17 protein-coding genes are annotated in these 16,966 nt (G+C 58.4%); 8 read left to right on the forward strand and 9 right to left on the reverse strand.

What is annotated here, in order from left to right; all coding sequences use genetic code 11:
• Positions 1-70: 70 nt before the first annotated feature.
• From cgtA to rplU, 3 genes are all read right to left on the reverse strand, one after another.
• On the reverse strand, positions 71-1,294 hold the full coding sequence (cgtA, locus tag LOY68_RS27520; protein ID WP_054616669.1) for an Obg family GTPase CgtA: 1,224 nt from the start codon (positions 1,292-1,294) through the stop codon (positions 71-73).
• A gap of 194 nt (positions 1,295-1,488) precedes the next feature.
• Positions 1,489-1,764 (reverse strand): 50S ribosomal protein L27, encoded by a 276-nt coding sequence (rpmA, locus tag LOY68_RS27525; RefSeq protein WP_046048788.1) that lies wholly within the window; start codon positions 1,762-1,764, stop codon positions 1,489-1,491.
• 34 nt (positions 1,765-1,798) lie between these two features.
• Positions 1,799-2,113 carry a 50S ribosomal protein L21 gene (rplU, locus tag LOY68_RS27530; protein ID WP_003176051.1) on the reverse strand — a complete coding sequence of 105 codons (315 nt, stop codon included), beginning with the start codon at positions 2,111-2,113 and terminating at the stop codon, positions 1,799-1,801.
• Positions 2,114-2,353: 240 nt separating this feature from the next.
• Here rplU and LOY68_RS27535 point away from each other — a divergent pair, with 240 nt between their 5' ends.
• The 3 genes from LOY68_RS27535 (at position 2,354) to LOY68_RS27545 (ending at position 4,312) form a co-directional block, all read left to right on the forward strand.
• Positions 2,354-3,322 carry a polyprenyl synthetase family protein gene (locus tag LOY68_RS27535; RefSeq protein WP_163911709.1) on the forward strand — a complete coding sequence of 323 codons (969 nt, stop codon included), beginning with the start codon at positions 2,354-2,356 and terminating at the stop codon, positions 3,320-3,322.
• A gap of 184 nt (positions 3,323-3,506) precedes the next feature.
• Positions 3,507-3,848 carry a zinc ribbon domain-containing protein YjdM gene (locus LOY68_RS27540; RefSeq protein WP_010467527.1) on the forward strand — a complete coding sequence of 114 codons (342 nt, stop codon included), beginning with the start codon at positions 3,507-3,509 and terminating at the stop codon, positions 3,846-3,848.
• Positions 3,849-4,054: 206 nt separating this feature from the next.
• Complete coding sequence (locus LOY68_RS27545; protein ID WP_163911706.1) at positions 4,055-4,312, forward strand: hypothetical protein; 258 nt, start codon at positions 4,055-4,057, stop codon at positions 4,310-4,312.
• A 126-nt stretch (positions 4,313-4,438) separates the two neighbouring features.
• Here the strand turns inward: LOY68_RS27545 and LOY68_RS27550 are convergent, their stop codons facing one another.
• The 3 genes from LOY68_RS27550 to LOY68_RS27560 form a co-directional block, all read right to left on the reverse strand.
• Positions 4,439-5,056, reverse strand: coding sequence for an FKBP-type peptidyl-prolyl cis-trans isomerase (locus LOY68_RS27550; protein WP_054051384.1), 618 nt, complete (start codon positions 5,054-5,056; stop codon positions 4,439-4,441).
• A gap of 112 nt (positions 5,057-5,168) precedes the next feature.
• On the reverse strand, positions 5,169-5,480 hold the full coding sequence (locus LOY68_RS27555) for a DUF6482 family protein (RefSeq protein WP_163911699.1): 312 nt from the start codon (positions 5,478-5,480) through the stop codon (positions 5,169-5,171).
• A gap of 209 nt (positions 5,481-5,689) precedes the next feature.
• The gene (locus LOY68_RS27560) at positions 5,690-6,178 is read right to left on the reverse strand and encodes a TIGR00645 family protein (protein ID WP_054051388.1); all 489 of its coding nucleotides are present in this window, start codon (positions 6,176-6,178) and stop codon (positions 5,690-5,692) included.
• A gap of 160 nt (positions 6,179-6,338) precedes the next feature.
• Here LOY68_RS27560 and LOY68_RS27565 point away from each other — a divergent pair, with 160 nt between their 5' ends.
• Entirely contained in the window at positions 6,339-8,168 is a 1,830-nt protein-coding gene (locus LOY68_RS27565; RefSeq protein ID WP_265040990.1) for a hypothetical protein, read from the forward strand.
• Here LOY68_RS27565 and LOY68_RS27570 read toward each other — a convergent pair.
• Both LOY68_RS27570 and LOY68_RS27575 read right to left on the reverse strand, forming a co-directional pair.
• Positions 8,162-8,503 (reverse strand): hypothetical protein, encoded by a 342-nt coding sequence (locus LOY68_RS27570; RefSeq protein ID WP_054051392.1) that lies wholly within the window; start codon positions 8,501-8,503, stop codon positions 8,162-8,164. The genes LOY68_RS27565 and LOY68_RS27570 overlap by 7 nt on opposite strands.
• A gap of 330 nt (positions 8,504-8,833) precedes the next feature.
• The gene (locus tag LOY68_RS27575) at positions 8,834-11,272 is read right to left on the reverse strand and encodes a Lon protease family protein (protein ID WP_054616671.1); all 2,439 of its coding nucleotides are present in this window, start codon (positions 11,270-11,272) and stop codon (positions 8,834-8,836) included.
• A gap of 280 nt (positions 11,273-11,552) precedes the next feature.
• Here LOY68_RS27575 and LOY68_RS27580 point away from each other — a divergent pair, with 280 nt between their 5' ends.
• From LOY68_RS27580 to LOY68_RS27595, 4 genes are all read left to right on the forward strand, one after another.
• Positions 11,553-12,041 carry a DUF3015 domain-containing protein gene (locus tag LOY68_RS27580; protein WP_054051400.1) on the forward strand — a complete coding sequence of 163 codons (489 nt, stop codon included), beginning with the start codon at positions 11,553-11,555 and terminating at the stop codon, positions 12,039-12,041.
• 93 nt (positions 12,042-12,134) lie between these two features.
• The gene (locus LOY68_RS27585; protein ID WP_265040991.1) at positions 12,135-13,988 is read left to right on the forward strand and encodes a DUF4105 domain-containing protein; all 1,854 of its coding nucleotides are present in this window, start codon (positions 12,135-12,137) and stop codon (positions 13,986-13,988) included.
• 158 nt (positions 13,989-14,146) lie between these two features.
• Positions 14,147-14,503 carry a hypothetical protein gene (locus LOY68_RS27590; protein WP_163911688.1) on the forward strand — a complete coding sequence of 119 codons (357 nt, stop codon included), beginning with the start codon at positions 14,147-14,149 and terminating at the stop codon, positions 14,501-14,503.
• A gap of 70 nt (positions 14,504-14,573) precedes the next feature.
• Positions 14,574-15,068, forward strand: coding sequence for a GreA/GreB family elongation factor (locus LOY68_RS27595; protein ID WP_265040992.1), 495 nt, complete (start codon positions 14,574-14,576; stop codon positions 15,066-15,068).
• 186 nt (positions 15,069-15,254) lie between these two features.
• On the opposite strand, the gene ettA is transcribed toward LOY68_RS27595, so the two are convergent.
• Complete coding sequence (gene ettA, locus LOY68_RS27600) at positions 15,255-16,919, reverse strand: energy-dependent translational throttle protein EttA (protein WP_054616675.1); 1,665 nt, start codon at positions 16,917-16,919, stop codon at positions 15,255-15,257.
• Positions 16,920-16,966: the final 47 nt, after the last annotated feature.

Genomic DNA, 16,966 nt, shown 5'->3' on the forward strand with positions numbered 1-16,966 from the left:
TTACCAACAATCGATTTCCAGATACTAAAACGCCGCTCCAGTGAGCGGCGTTCAAGTTTATCGCAACGAATCAGTCACGCACGTAAATGATTTCCGGACCGTCTTCATCATCCACATCTTCTTCGTCCCAATCATCGTCGCCGATGTCATGGACCGACTTCACGCCGCTACGGCGCAGGGCACGCTGGTCATCCAGGGCCTGCAACTGAGCACGGGCTTCGTCTTCGATGCGCTGATCGAGCTCGGCCAGCTCTTCTTTGTAGGCCGGGTCGGCAGCCAGACGATCGGCACGATCTTCCAGATAACGCATGATGTCGTGGCACAGACGCTCAGTGCCCAGCTTGGAGATCGCAGAGATCACATAGACCGGACCAGTCCATTCCAGGCGATCAACGATCTCCTTGACGCGCTCTTCGTGCTCTTCTTCAAGGATCTGGTCGCACTTGTTCAGCACCAACCAACGATCACGCTCAGCCAGGGACGGGCTGAACTTGGTCAGCTCGCTGACGATTACTTCTGCAGCGTCCGGAGCACTGGTGTCATCCAGCGGCGCCATGTCCACGAGGTGCAGCAACAGGCGAGTACGCGACAAGTGCTTGAGGAAGCGAATCCCCAGGCCCGCGCCGTCGGAAGCACCTTCGATCAGACCCGGAATGTCCGCAACCACGAAGCTCTTCCAGCGATCGACGCTAACCACACCCAGGTTCGGCACCAGAGTGGTGAACGGGTAGTCAGCGACTTTCGGCTTGGCGGCCGATACGGCGCGGATCAGGGTACTTTTACCGGCGTTCGGCAAGCCCAGCAGGCCAACGTCAGCCAACACCTTCATTTCCAGCTTCAGGTCACGCGCCTCACCCGGTTTACCCGGAGTGGTCTGGCGCGGAGCACGGTTGGTACTGGATTTGAAACGGGTGTTACCCAGACCGTGCCAGCCGCCATGAGCTACCAGCAGACGCTGACCAGCTTTGGTCAGGTCGCCGATGATTTCCTGGGTTGCGGAGTCGATAACGGTGGTGCCGACTGGTACGCGCAGTACCAGCTCTTCACCTTTCTTGCCGGTGCAGTCGGTGCTGCCGCCGTTGGAACCACGCTCGGCATCGAAGTGCCGGGTGTAACGGTAGTCAACCAGGGTGTTGAGGTTTTCGTCGGCGACCATGTAGACCGAGCCGCCATCACCGCCATCACCGCCGTTCGGGCCACCGTTTTCAATGAATTTTTCGCGACGGAAGCTCATGCAACCGTTGCCGCCGTCACCGGCCTTTACTCGAATCGATACTTCATCAACAAACTTCATAACAAAACGCCTCTCGTCATACGGACGAGCCGAAAAAAACTAGACATAAGACTCTTGCAAAAATGAGCGCAGCGACCTCAAGCAACTACCGCAAATCCCGCTGCTATCACCCATCACAAACAGCTTTGCAAGAGACTCACCCCACAAACGAAAAAGCCCCGTCGCGAGACAGGGCTTTTCCAGCAACTACGTAATTATGCCGCGACGACTGCAGTCTTCGGAACAATGCTTACGTAACGGCGATTGAAAGCGCCTTTTACTTCAAACTTGATCACGCCGTCGATTTTAGCGAACAGAGTGTGATCTTTACCCATGCCAACGCCGTAACCAGCGTGGAATTGGGTGCCGCGCTGACGCACGATGATGTTGCCCGGAATGATAACCTGGCCGCCATACATCTTAACGCCAAGGCGTTTGGCTTCTGAGTCGCGACCGTTACGGGTACTACCACCAGCTTTTTTGTGTGCCATGAGTCAATTCTCCTAGTGAGGAATTAGGCTGAAATTAAGCCTGAATACCGGTGATTTTGATCTCGGTGTACCACTGGCGGTGGCCCATACGCTTCATGTGGTGCTTACGACGACGGAACTTGATGATGCGGACTTTATCGTGACGACCTTGGGAGATCACTTCAGCCACAACGGTAGCGCCTGCAACAACTGGAGCGCCGATGTTCACGTCATCGCCATTGGCGACCAACAGAACGCGATCAAAAGTCACGGATTCGCCAGTAGCGATTTCCAGTTTTTCGATCTTCAGGTATTCACCTGGGGCGACCTTGTATTGCTTGCCACCAGTAACAATTACTGCGTACGACATGGTATTTCTCCGATAATCCTGCTCACCCAGCTCTTTATAAGAAGAGGTATTGGCTGGCATGGCTGCATAAGGCTGGAAGGCCTGATTGCAATTGCGTAAGGCAGGTGCTGCCCAGGAAGTTCAGGGTGCGCGATTGTACGCAAGCTGCCTTGGCGATGCAAGAGGCCGTCCATCGTACCTTGACACCTGCGGACGTGGGTCCTAGCATGCCGCGCAACCCTTCTGGAGCAACTGTCGCTGATGCAACCCCAAGCTTTCTACCGCGCGGTGGCGGACGATTTTAACGCCGTCGACGGCATCATCAAGAAGCAGCTGACTTCCCGAGTGCCGCTGGTATCGAAAATCGGCGACTACATTACCTCGGCGGGCGGTAAACGCCTGCGTCCTCTATTAGTGTTGCTGTGTGGCAAGGCACTGGGTCGCGAAGGCGATGACCTGCGCCTGCTGGCCGCCACTATCGAGTTCCTGCACACCGCTACCCTGCTGCATGACGACGTGGTCGACATGTCCGGCATGCGCCGTGGCCGTTCGACCGCCAACGCCATGTGGGGCAACGCCCCGAGCGTGCTGGTGGGCGACTTCCTGTATTCGCGCTCCTTCGAAATGATGGTCGAGCTGGGCTCCATGCCAGTGATGAAGATCCTTTCGCAAGCTACGCGGATCATTGCCGAAGGCGAAGTGTTGCAGCTGTCGAAGATCCGCGACGCCAGCACCACCGAAGAAACCTACATGGAAGTCATCCGCGGCAAGACCGCGATGCTCTTCGAGGCCTCGACCCATAGCGCCGCCGCCCTGTGCGAAGCCACCGCTGAACAGGCTGAAGCCCTGCGTACGTTTGGTGATCACCTGGGCGTAGCCTTCCAACTGGTCGATGACCTGCTGGATTACAAAGGCGACGCGGAAACCCTGGGCAAGAACGTCGGTGACGATCTGGCCGAAGGCAAGCCGACCCTGCCGCTGATCTACACCATGCGCGAAGGCACCCCGGAACAGGCCGCACTGGTACGCCAGGCGATCCAGAAAGGTGGCATCGAAGACCTGGAAAGCATCCGCGAGGCCGTTGAAGCTTCAGGCTCGCTGGACTACACCGCATCGCTGGCCCGCGATTACGTGGCCCGCGCGATCAAATGCCTCGACGCCCTGCCAGCTAGCGAATATCGCGATGCGCTGGTTGAGTTGAGCGAGTTTGCGGTAGCCCGCACGCACTAAACGCGAATCCCATGTGGGAGCGGGCTTGCTCGCGAAAGCGGTGTAACAGTCGACAACAATGTTGAATGTTAGTCAGCCTTCGCGAGCAAGCCCGCTCCCACAGGTTTGTTTGCCCCACGCCCTCTCCCGCCTAAAACCCTATATAATGTGCGACTTTTAGCGATCCTCAATCCAAGGAGCTTTAGTGAGCACGTTGCCACCCTGCCCGAAATGCAATTCCGAATACACCTACGAAGACGGCGCGCAGCTGATCTGCCCGGAGTGCGCCCACGAGTGGTCCGCCAGCGGCGAAGCCGAAGCGGCGTCCGATGACACCGTGAAAAAGGATTCGGTGGGCAACGTCCTGCAGGACGGCGATACCATCACCGTGATCAAGGACCTCAAGGTCAAGGGCACGTCCCTGGTGGTCAAGGTCGGCACCAAGGTCAAGAACATCCGCCTGTGCGATGGCGATCACGACATCGACTGCAAGATCGACGGCATCGGCCCGATGAAGCTCAAATCCGAGTTCGTCAGAAAAGTCTGAAGTTGCTGTGCTCCATCCCGCGCCCGGCGTGGGATGGTGCTTCACCCTCCCCCGTTTTGCCCCGCAATCCCTCGCAGTAGCCAAACGCCAGCCGTTTTGACCTTACGCAACCTTTACCCTGAAAAAAACACAAACCGCCAATAGGCCCTTGCTATTTGATGAATAAGAATTATTCTCATTGAAACCAATCAATGGAGATGAGACCCATGACTTATTTGATCGATGCCTGGCTGGACCGCCCACACCCCTACCTCAGGATCCTGCATCGGGAAACCGGGGAAGTCTGTGCGGTGCTTGAAGAGGAAGCCTTGAACGAGCTACAGGATCAGGGTGACCTGGACGTCAGCGGCTTGAGTTCCAGCGAGCCGGTGGTGCTCAAGGAACTGGTGCGTAATCTGTTTCTGTTCTGCTATGCCCGGGCGTTGCGCCCGACCAGCGATTTGAACCATAAGATCGAACTATGAGTAACGCTGAAAACCCTGTAGGAGCGAGGCTTGCCCGCGAAGAGGCCATCACATTCAACATCATCGTTGACTGAGACACCGCCTTCGCGAGCAAGCTTCGCTCCTACAGGTTTACAGGTTCAGGTCTTACAGTACGTCGAGCAGCTCGACGTCGAACACCAGTACGCTGTGCGGCGGAATGCTGCCAACGCCTTGAGCGCCGTAAGCCAGTTCGCTCGGCACGTACAGACGCCATTTGCTGCCGGCATTCATCAGTTGCAGGGCTTCGGTCCAGCCAGCGATCACGCCGCCAACCGGGAATTCTGCAGGCTGGCCGCGCTCGTAGGAGCTGTCGAACACAGTGCCGTCGATCAGGGTGCCGTGGTAGTGAGTGCGCACTTGATCTTCACGGGTCGGCTTGGCGCCTTCACCTTGAGTCAGTACTTCGAATTGCAGGCCGGAAGCCAGGGTGGTGATGCCGTCACGCTTGGCGTTTTCAGCCAGGAAGGCCAGGCCTTCGCCAGCAGCCGCTTCAGCTTTGGCAGCCGCTTCGGCTTGCATGATCTCGCGGATCACTTTGAAGCTGGCGGACATTTCTTCCTGGCCCACACGGCTTGGCTTGCCGGCGAACGCGTCGGTCAGGCCAGCCAGGATGGCGTCCAGGTTAACGCCCGGCGGCGGGTTGTCGCGCAGTTGGTCGCCCAACTGACGGCCGATACCGTAGCTGACGCGGGTTTCGTCGGTGGACAGATTTACTTCGGACATGACACTGCTCCGCTGTGCGGACAGCCCTGGAACTTGCCGTGCGAGCACAGCGCATCCCGGAGCGCCCGGAACCAAAAGGGCGAGCAGACTAGCACAGATGCAAGGGTGGTGATCAGCTCTGCCAGGTCGACCGAAAGGCAATCGGTACCTTCAGGCTTTCCTCGGCACTGGCGCCGAGCCCGCACATCTCGTCATGAACCGAGGTATGCACCAGGTTGAATTGCAGCTTGGGAAAAGCGTGCAGCACTTCGCGTGCATGTTCGACCGAACGCAGATGAAACATCTGGCCGTGGGTATCGCTCAACGGATACGCCGCACCATGCATCCGCGCTTCCAGCAGATAGATCCCGCCTTCCAGCGAAATCAGGTTCAGCTCATCGACCTTCCCGGCGATGGCATACGCATTCAGCTCTTGCAGGTTCATGAGCGCACCTCTGACAGTGACGAATCAAGACTCCTACAGGCATATGCCTCGACGCTTCAAAGTACAAGCCATAAACCGCACCGCCCGTCTGTTTCACATTGCCCCTGTAGGAGCGAGGCTTGCCCGCGAAGGCGGCGTTACAGTCGAAACTAATGTCGTCTGACACGGCCTCTTCGCGGGCAAGCCTTGCTCCTACAGGGAGCGTGAAATCAATGCTTGGTCAGTTTATCCAGGTAGCCCATCGCAAACGCCGAGATCACGAAGGTCATGTGGATGATCACGTACCACTTCAGATGCTCGGGATCGACGTTCTTGGCGTCCATGAAAATCCGCAGCAGGTGGATCGACGAAATCGCCACGATCGAGGCAGCCACTTTCATCTTCAGCGAAGACGAATCCATGGTCCCCAGCCAGTGGAGCTTCTCTTTGTTCTCGTCGATGTCCAGCTCGGACACGAAGTTCTCATAACCGGAGATCATCACCATCACCAGCAGTCCGCCCACCAGCGCCATGTCGATCAGCGAGAGCAGCACCAGGATCAGGTCAGATTCCGCCATCGAGAAGACATTGGGGATGACATGGAAAACTTCCTGGAAAAACTTCAACGCCAGAGCCAACAAGCCCAAGGACAATCCGAAGTAGATCGGCGCCAGCAGCCAGCGGGAGGCGTACATTGCATTTTCGATAAAGCGTTCCATTGAGTCTCACACAAGGGCTGGTAAATGGCCGCGAGTATATCAGCCGTATGTAACAGCCAGAAACCGCCCGGAAATCCGCAACCTGCGCGTTTGTGACAAGGTTTTTCTGCTAGTGTCCAAACCATTGACAGGTCAGCGACACCGGACAGGAAGACAGGAAATGGATGTGCGATTGCCTTTAACGAGTGCCGGACTTTGCTTCGCGCTGCTACTCGGCGGATGTTCACCCAGCGATGAGAAGCGCCAGGTCAGCCTCGAAGAAAAAACCGCGCAGTTCGAAAAGTCCCTGGATGGCATTGCGGACCCGAAACTCAAGGACGCCGTTGCCGAGCTGGGCGGTTCGCTGCTGTTGCTCGAACGGGCGCAACTCAAGCTCGACAGCAAACCGCTGCAAACCGAGTACAGCGAAGACGCGCTGGCGGTGCTCAAGCACTACCCCACGCCACAAGCGCTGGTGGACACCTACATCAACGGCCTGTTTGTGCTGCACAAGGACTCCAGCTCCGATTACCTGACCGACCTGCAACCGGTATTCCCTTTCAACTTCAGCATTCCCGCAGCCTTCCTCTTCCCCCATGGCCTGGAATGGCAATCGGTGACCCTGAGCAACAAGCGCGTCATTCCCTTCCAGCCGGAATGGTCGGAAACCGATCCCGGCATCCAGTTGAGCCCTTCGAGTTCGAACCTGACCAACCCCGATGACCTGACGGTGACCTACCCGTTCATCGACGGTCTGGACGTGGAAAACAAGAACCAGCCACAACCGGTCAGCCTGCAAGGCAAAGTCGAGGTCGTCGCGCCACGCCGCCTGTACAGCTTCGACCTGACGAAAAAAGACGTCGGCCAGACCCGCACCAACGACAACCTCAGCGTCACCCTGCTGAAGCTCGGCCCCAACTACGCCGAAGTCGAACTCAGTAACGCCTTGCCGCTGGCCCCGGAAGTCAGCGAAACACCGCTCAACCCGCTGATCGTGCAGGCCAAGGACAGCACCGGGCAGTTTCTCTCGCGCTCGGGCTCAATCAACGAAACCGCCGCGCAAATCGCCTTTTACCAAAAGCAGCTCGCGCAACTGCAACAACAGAAAGCCTGGACCGAGACACTCGAAAAGCAGCTGGACGAAGACCAGCGAGCGTTTGAGAAGCAGCAAACCCGGCATTACACCAAGGTGTATTTCAACGGCCCGATCGAGACGCTCGAAGTCAGTGTGCTGGACTTCTCCAGCGCCACCGTGACGCGCAAGGATCTGAACCTGCCGATACGCCGCTTTGATCACGACACCACCGAAAAAACCATCCAGCCGTTGAGCTTGCCAGTGGTTGTGTACGACGATCAGGCGCCAATCTGGCTGAAGGGCGCGACCCTTGGCGAGGAACAGCTGAAAAAAAGCGTCAGCATTACCCAGTCGGTGGATGACCCAAGTGCGGCGCGCATCGAGTTCGATCATCCGCGCAGCTTCAACGATGAGCTGCTCGGTTCGTCCTTCAGCCCCGGCGAGAGCCCAGTGACGTTCTTCACCGCCGACGATAACGGCAAGCGCGATGAACCGATTGAATTGCCGGCCGAGGCTTACCAGATTGATCCGTTGCGCGGGGTCATTACTTACGATTTGAATCTGTTTCCAGAAACACCGGTCTTTGCGGTGGGCTCGATGCCGCTGTTCCTCGCCACGATCGAACAGAAATCACTCGACGCGAACCAACTGCCCAAGGGCCTGGAACTCAAAGGCAATGCGCTGGTGGTCGATCTGAAGCTGTTTCCCGCCCAGGAATGGCGCTTTTTCGCCAAGGACGACAGCGGTAATTATCTGAAAGAGATTCTTTCGGTCACACATGACGCGAGCGCAGAAGGCCCCGCGCTATTTGGCGTGCATTATTTCTACGGCCAGCCAACGCGGCTGGAAACCTACCAACGAACCGACCTCACCACCGTGCAATATGGTTTTGAGGTCAAACTCGACAAAACCGAGATGCCCGATGCTGATCAGTGATCAGGGCGAAACTCAAAGCCACCCAGGCTTCGACTACGGCCACCATTGATTTCCCGCAACTGGGCTTGCAGGTGCAGGCTCCAGATTTGCGGATCATCGGCCAGCTCATAGCCGTGCAGGGTCAGGCTTTCAACAATCGTGTCGAGGATAGATTCGGCCACGAACGGGCCATGAAACGGGCCTTGAGCCTTGATGGCGGAAGGTTGTTCGCCGGCCATTCCGGCAGCGAAGAGTAAGGTCCACATGCCCGTATCCCCCGCCAATGGGCGGATGGCGCACTCGATACGGGTCACAAGACCCAAGCATTGACGTGTGAGGCAGAGGTTGCGCGACATGGCGGCGACCCTCGGTAGATCCGGTATTCAGCCTCCATGGAAGGCTGTTTCGATCCAGTGATTACTGTCCTTATCCTTGAGCTGAGAATAGAAGAAAAGTTCGTGTCGCAAGCAAAGCGAAACCAGAAGGCGCCGAGCGGTCATTGTGTGAATATTGACGTCAGACTGATGGCACTTTTTCTACTGAATGTCGATTTCGCCAATGCATAAAAAACCCTGTAGGAGCGAGGCTTGCCCGCGAAGGCGGTGTATCAGCCAAGATTAATGTTGGCTGATAGATTGCATTCGCGGGCAAGCCTCGCTTCTACAGGGGATCTACGTCGAGATTGTTCAGGCAGGTTTGGCCTCGACCAACGCCTCCAGCGCAATCTCCTTCTCGGCTTCCTTGAGATCTTCCTCGCTGATCATTTCCGCGATCACTCGCAGGCGCTCCACCACTCGCGCATTGACGCTGCCTTCAGGGAATTCGCCGTTCTCGTCCGGCGAACCGGCCGGCTCGCCCACCAGCAAGCTCAGGGCTTCGTCAGCCTGGCGCACCGCGTAGACATGGAACTGCCCCGCGCGCACTGCCGCCAGCACTTTCTCGTCGAGCATCAATGTCGCCACGTTAGCCTGGGGAATGATCGCCCCTTGCTCACCGGTCAACCCGCGAGCCTCGCAGAGGCGGAAGAAGCCTTCGATCTTCTCGTTGACCCCGCCCACCGCCTGCACTTCACCGAACTGATTGATCGAACCGGTGATAGCGAAGCACTGCTTGAGTGGTGTTTTCGACAGCGCCGAGATCAGCGTGCACGCCTCGCCCAACGACGCACTGTCACCATCGACATAGCCGTAGGACTGCTCCAGCGCGATGCTCGCTGAAATCGCCAGCGGGAATTCCTGCGCATAACGGCTGCCCAGATACCCGGTGAGGATCATCACGCCTTTGGAGTGGATCGGCTGGCCCAGGTTGACCTCGCGCTCGATGTCGACAATCCCGCTGCCCCCCGGATACACCGTGGCGGAAATCCGCGCCGGCACACCGAACGCCGAGTCACCGACTTCCAGCACCGTCAGCCCGTTGCACTTGCCCACAGCCGCGCCATCGGTGTCGATCAGGATGATCCCCGCCAGCATGTCGTCGAGAATCCGCGCCGAGACGCGCCCGGTGCGGGTGGCCTTGGCCTTGAGCGCACGCTCGATGTGCCCGGCATCGGTCATTTCATCGCCCGCCAGGTGACGAATGAAATCCGCCTCGCTGACCAGTTGGAACAGATCGCCAATGCGCGCCGACAAACGCCCCTGGTGTTCCGCCAGGCGAGCGCTGTAGGTCGCCAGACGCGCCACCGCATCGGCGGTCAGCGGTGCCATGCCTTCTTCGGAAGTGCGAGTCTTGAGCAACTGGGCGAACTGCTCCAGGCTCTCGTCGACCATCGGGATGTCTTCGTCGAAGTCCACCAGGACGCGGAACATCTCCTGGAAATCCGGATCGAGGTCTTGCAGCGTGTAGTAGAGCTGCCGTGCGCCGATGATGATGACTTTGACCTGCAACGGAATGTGCTGCGGAGTCAGGGTCACGGTGGCCAGACGCCCGAGTTCACCGAGCGGCGATTCCATTTTCAGTTTGCGCGATTGCAGGGCGCGCTTGAGCGCATCCCACACGAACGGCTCGCTGAGCATTTTTTCCGCTTCAAGAATCAGAAAACCGCCGTTGGCCCGATGCAATGCACCCGGGCGCAGCTGCCGATACGTCGTGTAGAGCGCGCCCTGGTCGGTGCTGTATTCGATACGGCCGAACAGGTTTTCGTAAGTCGGATGCGGTTCGAACACCACCGGAGCGCCGCCACTCGCCGAATGACCGACCACCAGGCTTGGCGCGTATTGCTCTTCGAGCATCTTGCGCGCGACGGCATCGACCTTGCTGTCGTCGACCAATTGCTCTACCACGGTTTTCAGCAGGTAAACCTGCATTGCTTGCAGGTAACCGCACACCGCGGCGTTCTCGGCGTATTTCTCCGACAACGGCGAAAGCAACGGCTGCAAGGCCAGGGTGATGGTTTCTTCGTTGAGCTGGCGCAGTTGATTGCTCGACTCGCGCTTCCATTGCGGCAGGCTGGCGAGCTCTTCGTTCAGACGCTCTTCCAGACCGGAAATGTCTTCGTGAAAACGCTCGCGATCGGCTTCCGGCAATTGCGCGAACTCGGCTTCATCCAGTGCCTTGCCTTCGCTCATCGGGGTGAACGCAATGTTGCTGGCGTCGCGATACAGCGCGACTTCCTTCTCCAGTGCCAGGCGCTCGATGATGTCCAGCGCCTTGTCGTAGCGTTGGTTGAAGGCGCGGTCGATGGCGCTTTTCTTTTGCTGGTAGGACGGGTGCTCGAACACGGCCGGAAACGTTGCCAGCAGGTTGTCGATCAGGCCGTTGATGTCACCGATGAATGCGCCGGCGGTGCCTGACGGCAATTCCAGGGCACGGGGTTCGCGCGGCTCATCGAAATTATTGACGTAGACCCAGTCCGCCGGGGTCTGCAGGCGCTTGCCTTCGGCTTTCAGGTAGCGTTTGACGAACGAGAAACGGCCAGTGCCGGGCTCGCCCATGACGAAGACGTTGTAACCGGGGCGTGGCATGGCCACACCAAACTGCAAGGCTTCAACAGCACGTTCCTGGCCAAGCACACCGCGGAAGGGCTCCAGATCATTGGTGGTAGAGAAGCTGAACTGTTCAGCGGAAAACGGACGGGTCAGCGCTTCGGGCGCTAGACGCAAGCTGGCAGCAACAGGATCAGGCATCGGGCTTCCTTACATCAGGCGGGGCAGATAGCGGCATTCTGGCGCTGCCCATACCCGACTGGCAAGGCGCGCCTCAAGTCAAAGCATAGACAAACCACCATCCCCTGGCGGGGCGGGGGCAAATCAATGTTTTACCGCGAATGTTTTGGAAAAAATCACGGAACCCTTGGAACGTGCCTAAACTCCAAACTGCGCGGCTGGAACTAATAACCGGCCCACTGGTGTCGAGATGGCACCAGAACCCCTTGTCCATTGGTATGCACACAAAGAGAACAAAGCTATGAAACGGATTCTTCTCGGTACTCTCTTCACCGTTGTATCCCTCAATGCTATGGCTCAAGCGCCAGGCGGCCCGGATTGTGGTTGGGGCAACATGCTGTTCGAAGGACAGCGCGGCACCCCGGCTCACTTCCTGGCATCCACCACGAACGGCACCTCGGGTAACGCAACATTTGGTATGACTTCCGGTACCAACGGTTGCTCGACCAACGCGGCGCTGACCTATGGCGGCAAATCCTGGATTGCCATGAATGGCATGATGAACGAGCTGTCCGAAGACATGGCCAAAGGTAACGGCGAAGCGCTGACTACCTATGCCGTGGTACTGGGCGTGGCGCCGGAAGATCGCGCGCACTTCGCCGCTGTGACTCACGAGCACTTCCAGCAGATCTTCAGCAAAGCTGACGTGACCGCTGACGACGTGCATACCAACACCCTGGCCGTCCTGAAGAGCGATCCTCGTCTGGCCAAGTACGCCACTCAAGCTTAAGCTCGAACCAACCGCTCCTTTCGGGGAGCGGCTTTTGTTTTTTGGACCTGCCCCTCTTTGGGTCTTTGTTTCTTCCGACTTAAGTTGCCCACTATGCTCAAACGCCTTGCCTGGCTGGCGCTCTGTGTCTGCGCCCCGCTGTCCGCCGCGCCACACATCGACGATCAACGTTTGCAGCAACTGGCCAACGACCCTTTCTGGATTTCCCTGGGTCATTACGAAACCGCCAAACTCGGCGGCTGGCGCAGCTATGTCAGCGACAAGAAATTCTTCCTCGCCGCGGACGGCAATGAACACCCGGACCGTGAACTGGCCGCAACGGTACAGGCGTTGTACGCCCCCGCCAGCGCCGGCGAAAAACATGCGCAATGTGTTTATCCGGCGCGCACTCGCTGGCTCAAGGCACAACTCAACCTGAGCGATTTGCCGAAGCTGGACTGCGCCGAGTTCACGCAATGGTTCAAGGATGTCGCGCCCCACAGCGCAGTGATGATTTTCCCGGCGGCGTACCTCAACAGTCCGTCCTCGATGTTCGGCCACACCCTGCTGCGCATCGACCAGGCGAATGTGCAAAGCGACCAGACCGCCCTGCTCAGCTACGCGATCAACTTCGGCGCCTACATCGAAGGCTCGGACAACAGCATCCTGTATGCCTGGAAAGGCTTGATGGGCGGCTATCCGGGTTTGTTTGCGCTGGTGCCGTATCAGGAAAAACTCTCCGAATACCGCAGCCTGGAAAACCGCGACCTGTGGGAATACCGGCTCAACCTGACCCAGCAAGAAACCGAGCGCATGGTCGAGCACGTCTGGGAACTCAAGCAGATTCAGTTCGACTATTTCTTCTTCGACGAAAACTGCTCGTATCGCCTGCTCGAGCTGCTGCAAGTGGCGCGACCGAGCCTGCGCCTGACCGAACAATTCCCGCTGACGGCAATCCCGACCGATACCGTCAAAGCCGTGAAAGAAGCCGGGCTAGTGGAATCGATTCAATATCGCCCGTCCCGCGAGCGTGAATTGCTGAGCCGCGCCGAGCCACTGAACGGTGAAGAACAGGAGTGGGTGCTGAAAGTCAGCGCCGATCAAAAACAACTGCAAGACCCGGCCTTCAAGGCGCAGCCCAAGGATCGCCAAGCGCTGATCATTGATGCCGCCTACCGACTTGAACGCTACCGCGCCAATGGCCAGGAGCGCGATCCGCAACGGGCGCAGCGCAGTTTCGAACTGCTGCGCGCGATCAACCAGAACCCGCCGCCGGAGCTGGACATCCCGCGTCCCGGTTTGCCTGAAGACGGTCACGAATCCCGCACCTGGCAGGCCGGTATCGGCACCCGGGGCGACAAGGCATTCGGCGAGTACGGCTTGCGCATGGCCTATCACGATCTCAACGACAACGCCGAGAGCTTTCCGCTGGGCGCGCAGATCGAAATCCTGCAAATGAAACTGCGTCAGTACGAAGGCAATCACTGGCAATTGCAGCAACTGGACCTGGCGACCATCCGCTCCCTGACCCCGCGCAATGAGCTGTTGCAGCCGCTGTCCTGGCAAGTCACCGGCGGCCTGGAACGGGTGCCGGGCAAACATGACGATGAAACCCTGGTCAGCCACGTCAACGGCGGTGCCGGCGGGACCTGGCAACTCGGCGAAGACATGCTCGGCTTTGCCCTGGGCACGGTGCGCATCGAACACAACAACGACTTCGCCGGATTCGTCGCCCCGGCGGCCGGCTTCAACAGTGGCGTGTTGTGGAAAAACCCGCTGGGCAATTTCAGCCTGGAAACCAAGGGCGATTTCTTCACCAACGGCGAAGTGCGCCGCAGCGTGAGCCTGAACCAGCAGTGGGAATTGTCGCGCAACCTGGGGCTGCGCCTGAGCGCCCAACGCGAATTCAGCCACCTCGCCTCCCCCGAGAACGAAGTGATGCTTGAAGTGAAGTGGTATCACTACTAGATCAAAAGATCGCAGCCTTCGGCAGCTCCTACATTCGATCGCGTACATCCGCGTAGGAGCTGCCGAAGGCTGCGATCTTTTGATCTTTCTTTCACGTCCAACTCACGAATCGACTTCTAGACTTCCCTCATAGGCCGTCAAACGGCCGGGAGTCCGAGATGTGGCGTTGTGTGGGTGTGGTGGGGTTGTTGCTGTTGTGCGCGGGTTGCCAGTCGACCCACGAAGATCTGATCGCCAAGGGTTACCCGCCGGCATTCGCTGACGGCTTCGATGACGGTTGCGTCAGTGGTCGTCAGGCTGCCGGGGCGATGACCGGCGAATTTCGCAAAAACGTGCCGCGCTATCTCAAGGACAAACAGTACGCCGAGGGCTGGAGCGATGGCTTCCGCCAATGTCAGGCGATGCTGGAAAACCGCGATCGCGAGGACTATCGCAGTCACCATTGGGACGACCGCGACCGAGCCTGGCAGCAACAGAAAGACCAGGACGCCGCCCGAGCGTATCGCTCGCCCTGAGTCGCTGGCAGACATTCGTCGAAACTTAATCCCTGCGAGCATAGCCCAAACCCTATAACGGGAGAAAACCATGAGCCGTGCTTTCGTCAATGAAGATAACGCCGCCGCGCAAGCCGATCAGCCAGTCGAACGGCAGGTCAGCGCGCAACCCAACTACGTCACCCCCGCCGGCCTCGCCCAGCTACAAGCGAAACTCGCCGAGCTGCAGAACCTGCTGAATGAGCAAGGCGCGAAAGGTGAACTGGCTGACAAGCAACGCCAGGCCGACCTTGAGCGGGACTGGCGGTATTTCAACCAGCGACTGCAGAGCGCCCAACTGGTTGTACCGGCCTCCTCGACTGACAAAGTGCAGATTGGCGCTTGGGTGACCTTTGCTGATGAACAGGGAAACGAGCAGCGCGTGCAGTTGGTGGGCGAGGATCAGGCCGATGCGGCCAGTGGGCTGATCAATTGGGGTTCGCCGCTTGGGCGGGCGTTGTTAGGGGCGCAGGTTGGGGATGAAGTGCTGTGGACGCGGCCGGCGGGGGATTTGCTGATTGAGGTGTTGAGCATAGAGATTGGGTGAATTTGAGGGCGCCTTCGCGAGCAAGCCCGCTCCCACAATTGATCTTCAGTGGATTGAATATTTGTAACCAATACAAATCCCCTGTGGGAGCGGGCTTGCTCGCGAATGCCGCCCCGCGGTTTACCTGAATCCCCATAAAAAAACGGAGCCCCTGAAGGCTCCGTTTTTCATGCAACCAACCCGATATCAGGCCAGTTTCTTGTGCCGTACACGGTGCGGCTGGGCAGCCGCTTCGCCGAGGCGCTTTTTACGATCTGCTTCGTACTCGGTGTAGTTACCTTCAAAGAAGATCGCTTGCGAGTCGTCTTCGTACGCCAGGATGTGAGTCGCGACGCGGTCAAGGAACCACCGATCGTGAGAGATCACAATGGCGGCGCCCGGGAAGTCCAGCAGGGCTTCTTCCAGGGAACGCAGGGTTTCAACGTCGAGGTCGTTGGACGGTTCGTCGAGCAGGAGGACGTTGCCACCCTCCTTCAGGGTCAGCGCCAGGTGCAAGCGACCGCGCTCACCACCGGACAGGTCCTTGACGAACTTCTGCTGATCGCCACCCTTGAAGTTGAAGCGACCGACGTAGGTACGCGACGGAATCTCGTAGTTGCCGATGCGGATCTGATCCGAACCGTCGGAGATTTGCTGGAACACAGTCTTGCTGCCGTCCAGGTCTTCGCGGCTCTGATCGACGCACGCCAGTTGCACGGTTTCGCCGACTTCGATGCTGCCCGAATCCGGTTGTTCCTTGCCCATCAGCATGCGGAACAGCGTGGATTTACCCGCACCGTTACCGCCGATCACGCCGACGATGGCGCCTTTAGGCATCGAGAACGAAAGGTTGTCGATCAACACGCGATCGCCGTAGCCCTTGGTGACGTTCTTGAATTCGATGACCTTGTCACCCAGGCGCGGACCGGCCGGGATGTAGATCTCGTTGGTTTCGCTGCGCTTCTGGAATTCCTGCGATTGCATTTCTTCGAAGCGTTGCAGACGAGCCTTGGATTTGGACTGGCGGGCCTTGGCGCCTTTGCGCACCCACTCCAGTTCTTCCTTCATGGCTTTTTCGTGGGCCGACTGCTGCTTGGATTCGGCAGCCAGACGATCGGACTTGGCTTCAAGCCAACCCGAATAGTTGCCCTCGTAAGGGATACCGGCGCCGCGGTCGAGTTCGAGGATCCAGCCAGCAACGTTGTCCAGGAAGTAACGGTCGTGCGTGATCGCTACCACGGTGCCCGGGAAGTCGTGCAGGAAGTGCTCCAGCCAAGCGACGGAATCAGCGTCCAAGTGGTTGGTCGGTTCGTCGAGCAGCAACATGTCGGGGGCGGACAGCAGCAGGCGGCACAGGGCCACACGACGCTTTTCACCACCGGACAGGAATTCGACCTTGGCATCCCACGCCGGCAGACGCAGCGCATCGGCGGCGACTTCCAGTTGGCGATCCAGGTTGTGACCGTCGCTGGCTTGCAGGATGGCTTCGAGCTTGGCCTGTTCAGCCGCCAGTTTGTCGAAGTCGGCATCTTCTTCAGCGTAAGCCGCGTAGACCTCGTCCAGGCGTGCCTGGGCGTTCTTGATCACGCTGACCGCTTCCTCGACCACTTCACGCACGGTCTTGGTCGGATCCAGGATTGGTTCCTGCGGCAGGTAGCCGATGTTCAGCTCCGGCATCGGACGGGCTTCGCCCTCGAACTCGGTGTCGACGCCAGCCATGATTTTCAGCAGCGTGGACTTACCCGAACCGTTGAGGCCGAGTACGCCGATCTTGGCGCCGGGGAAGAAGGACAGCGAAATGTTTTTCAGGATTTCCCGCTTCGGCGGAACAACTTTGCCCAGCCGATGCATGGTGAAGACGTATTGAGCCATGGAGAACCTTGGGTCAGTGACAGATGAATGATTGGAGCGCAGGCAAA

The organism is Pseudomonas sp. B21-053 (assembly GCF_026016365.1).
In the GTDB taxonomy this organism is placed as follows: Bacteria; Pseudomonadota; Gammaproteobacteria; order Pseudomonadales; family Pseudomonadaceae; genus Aquipseudomonas; species Aquipseudomonas nunensis.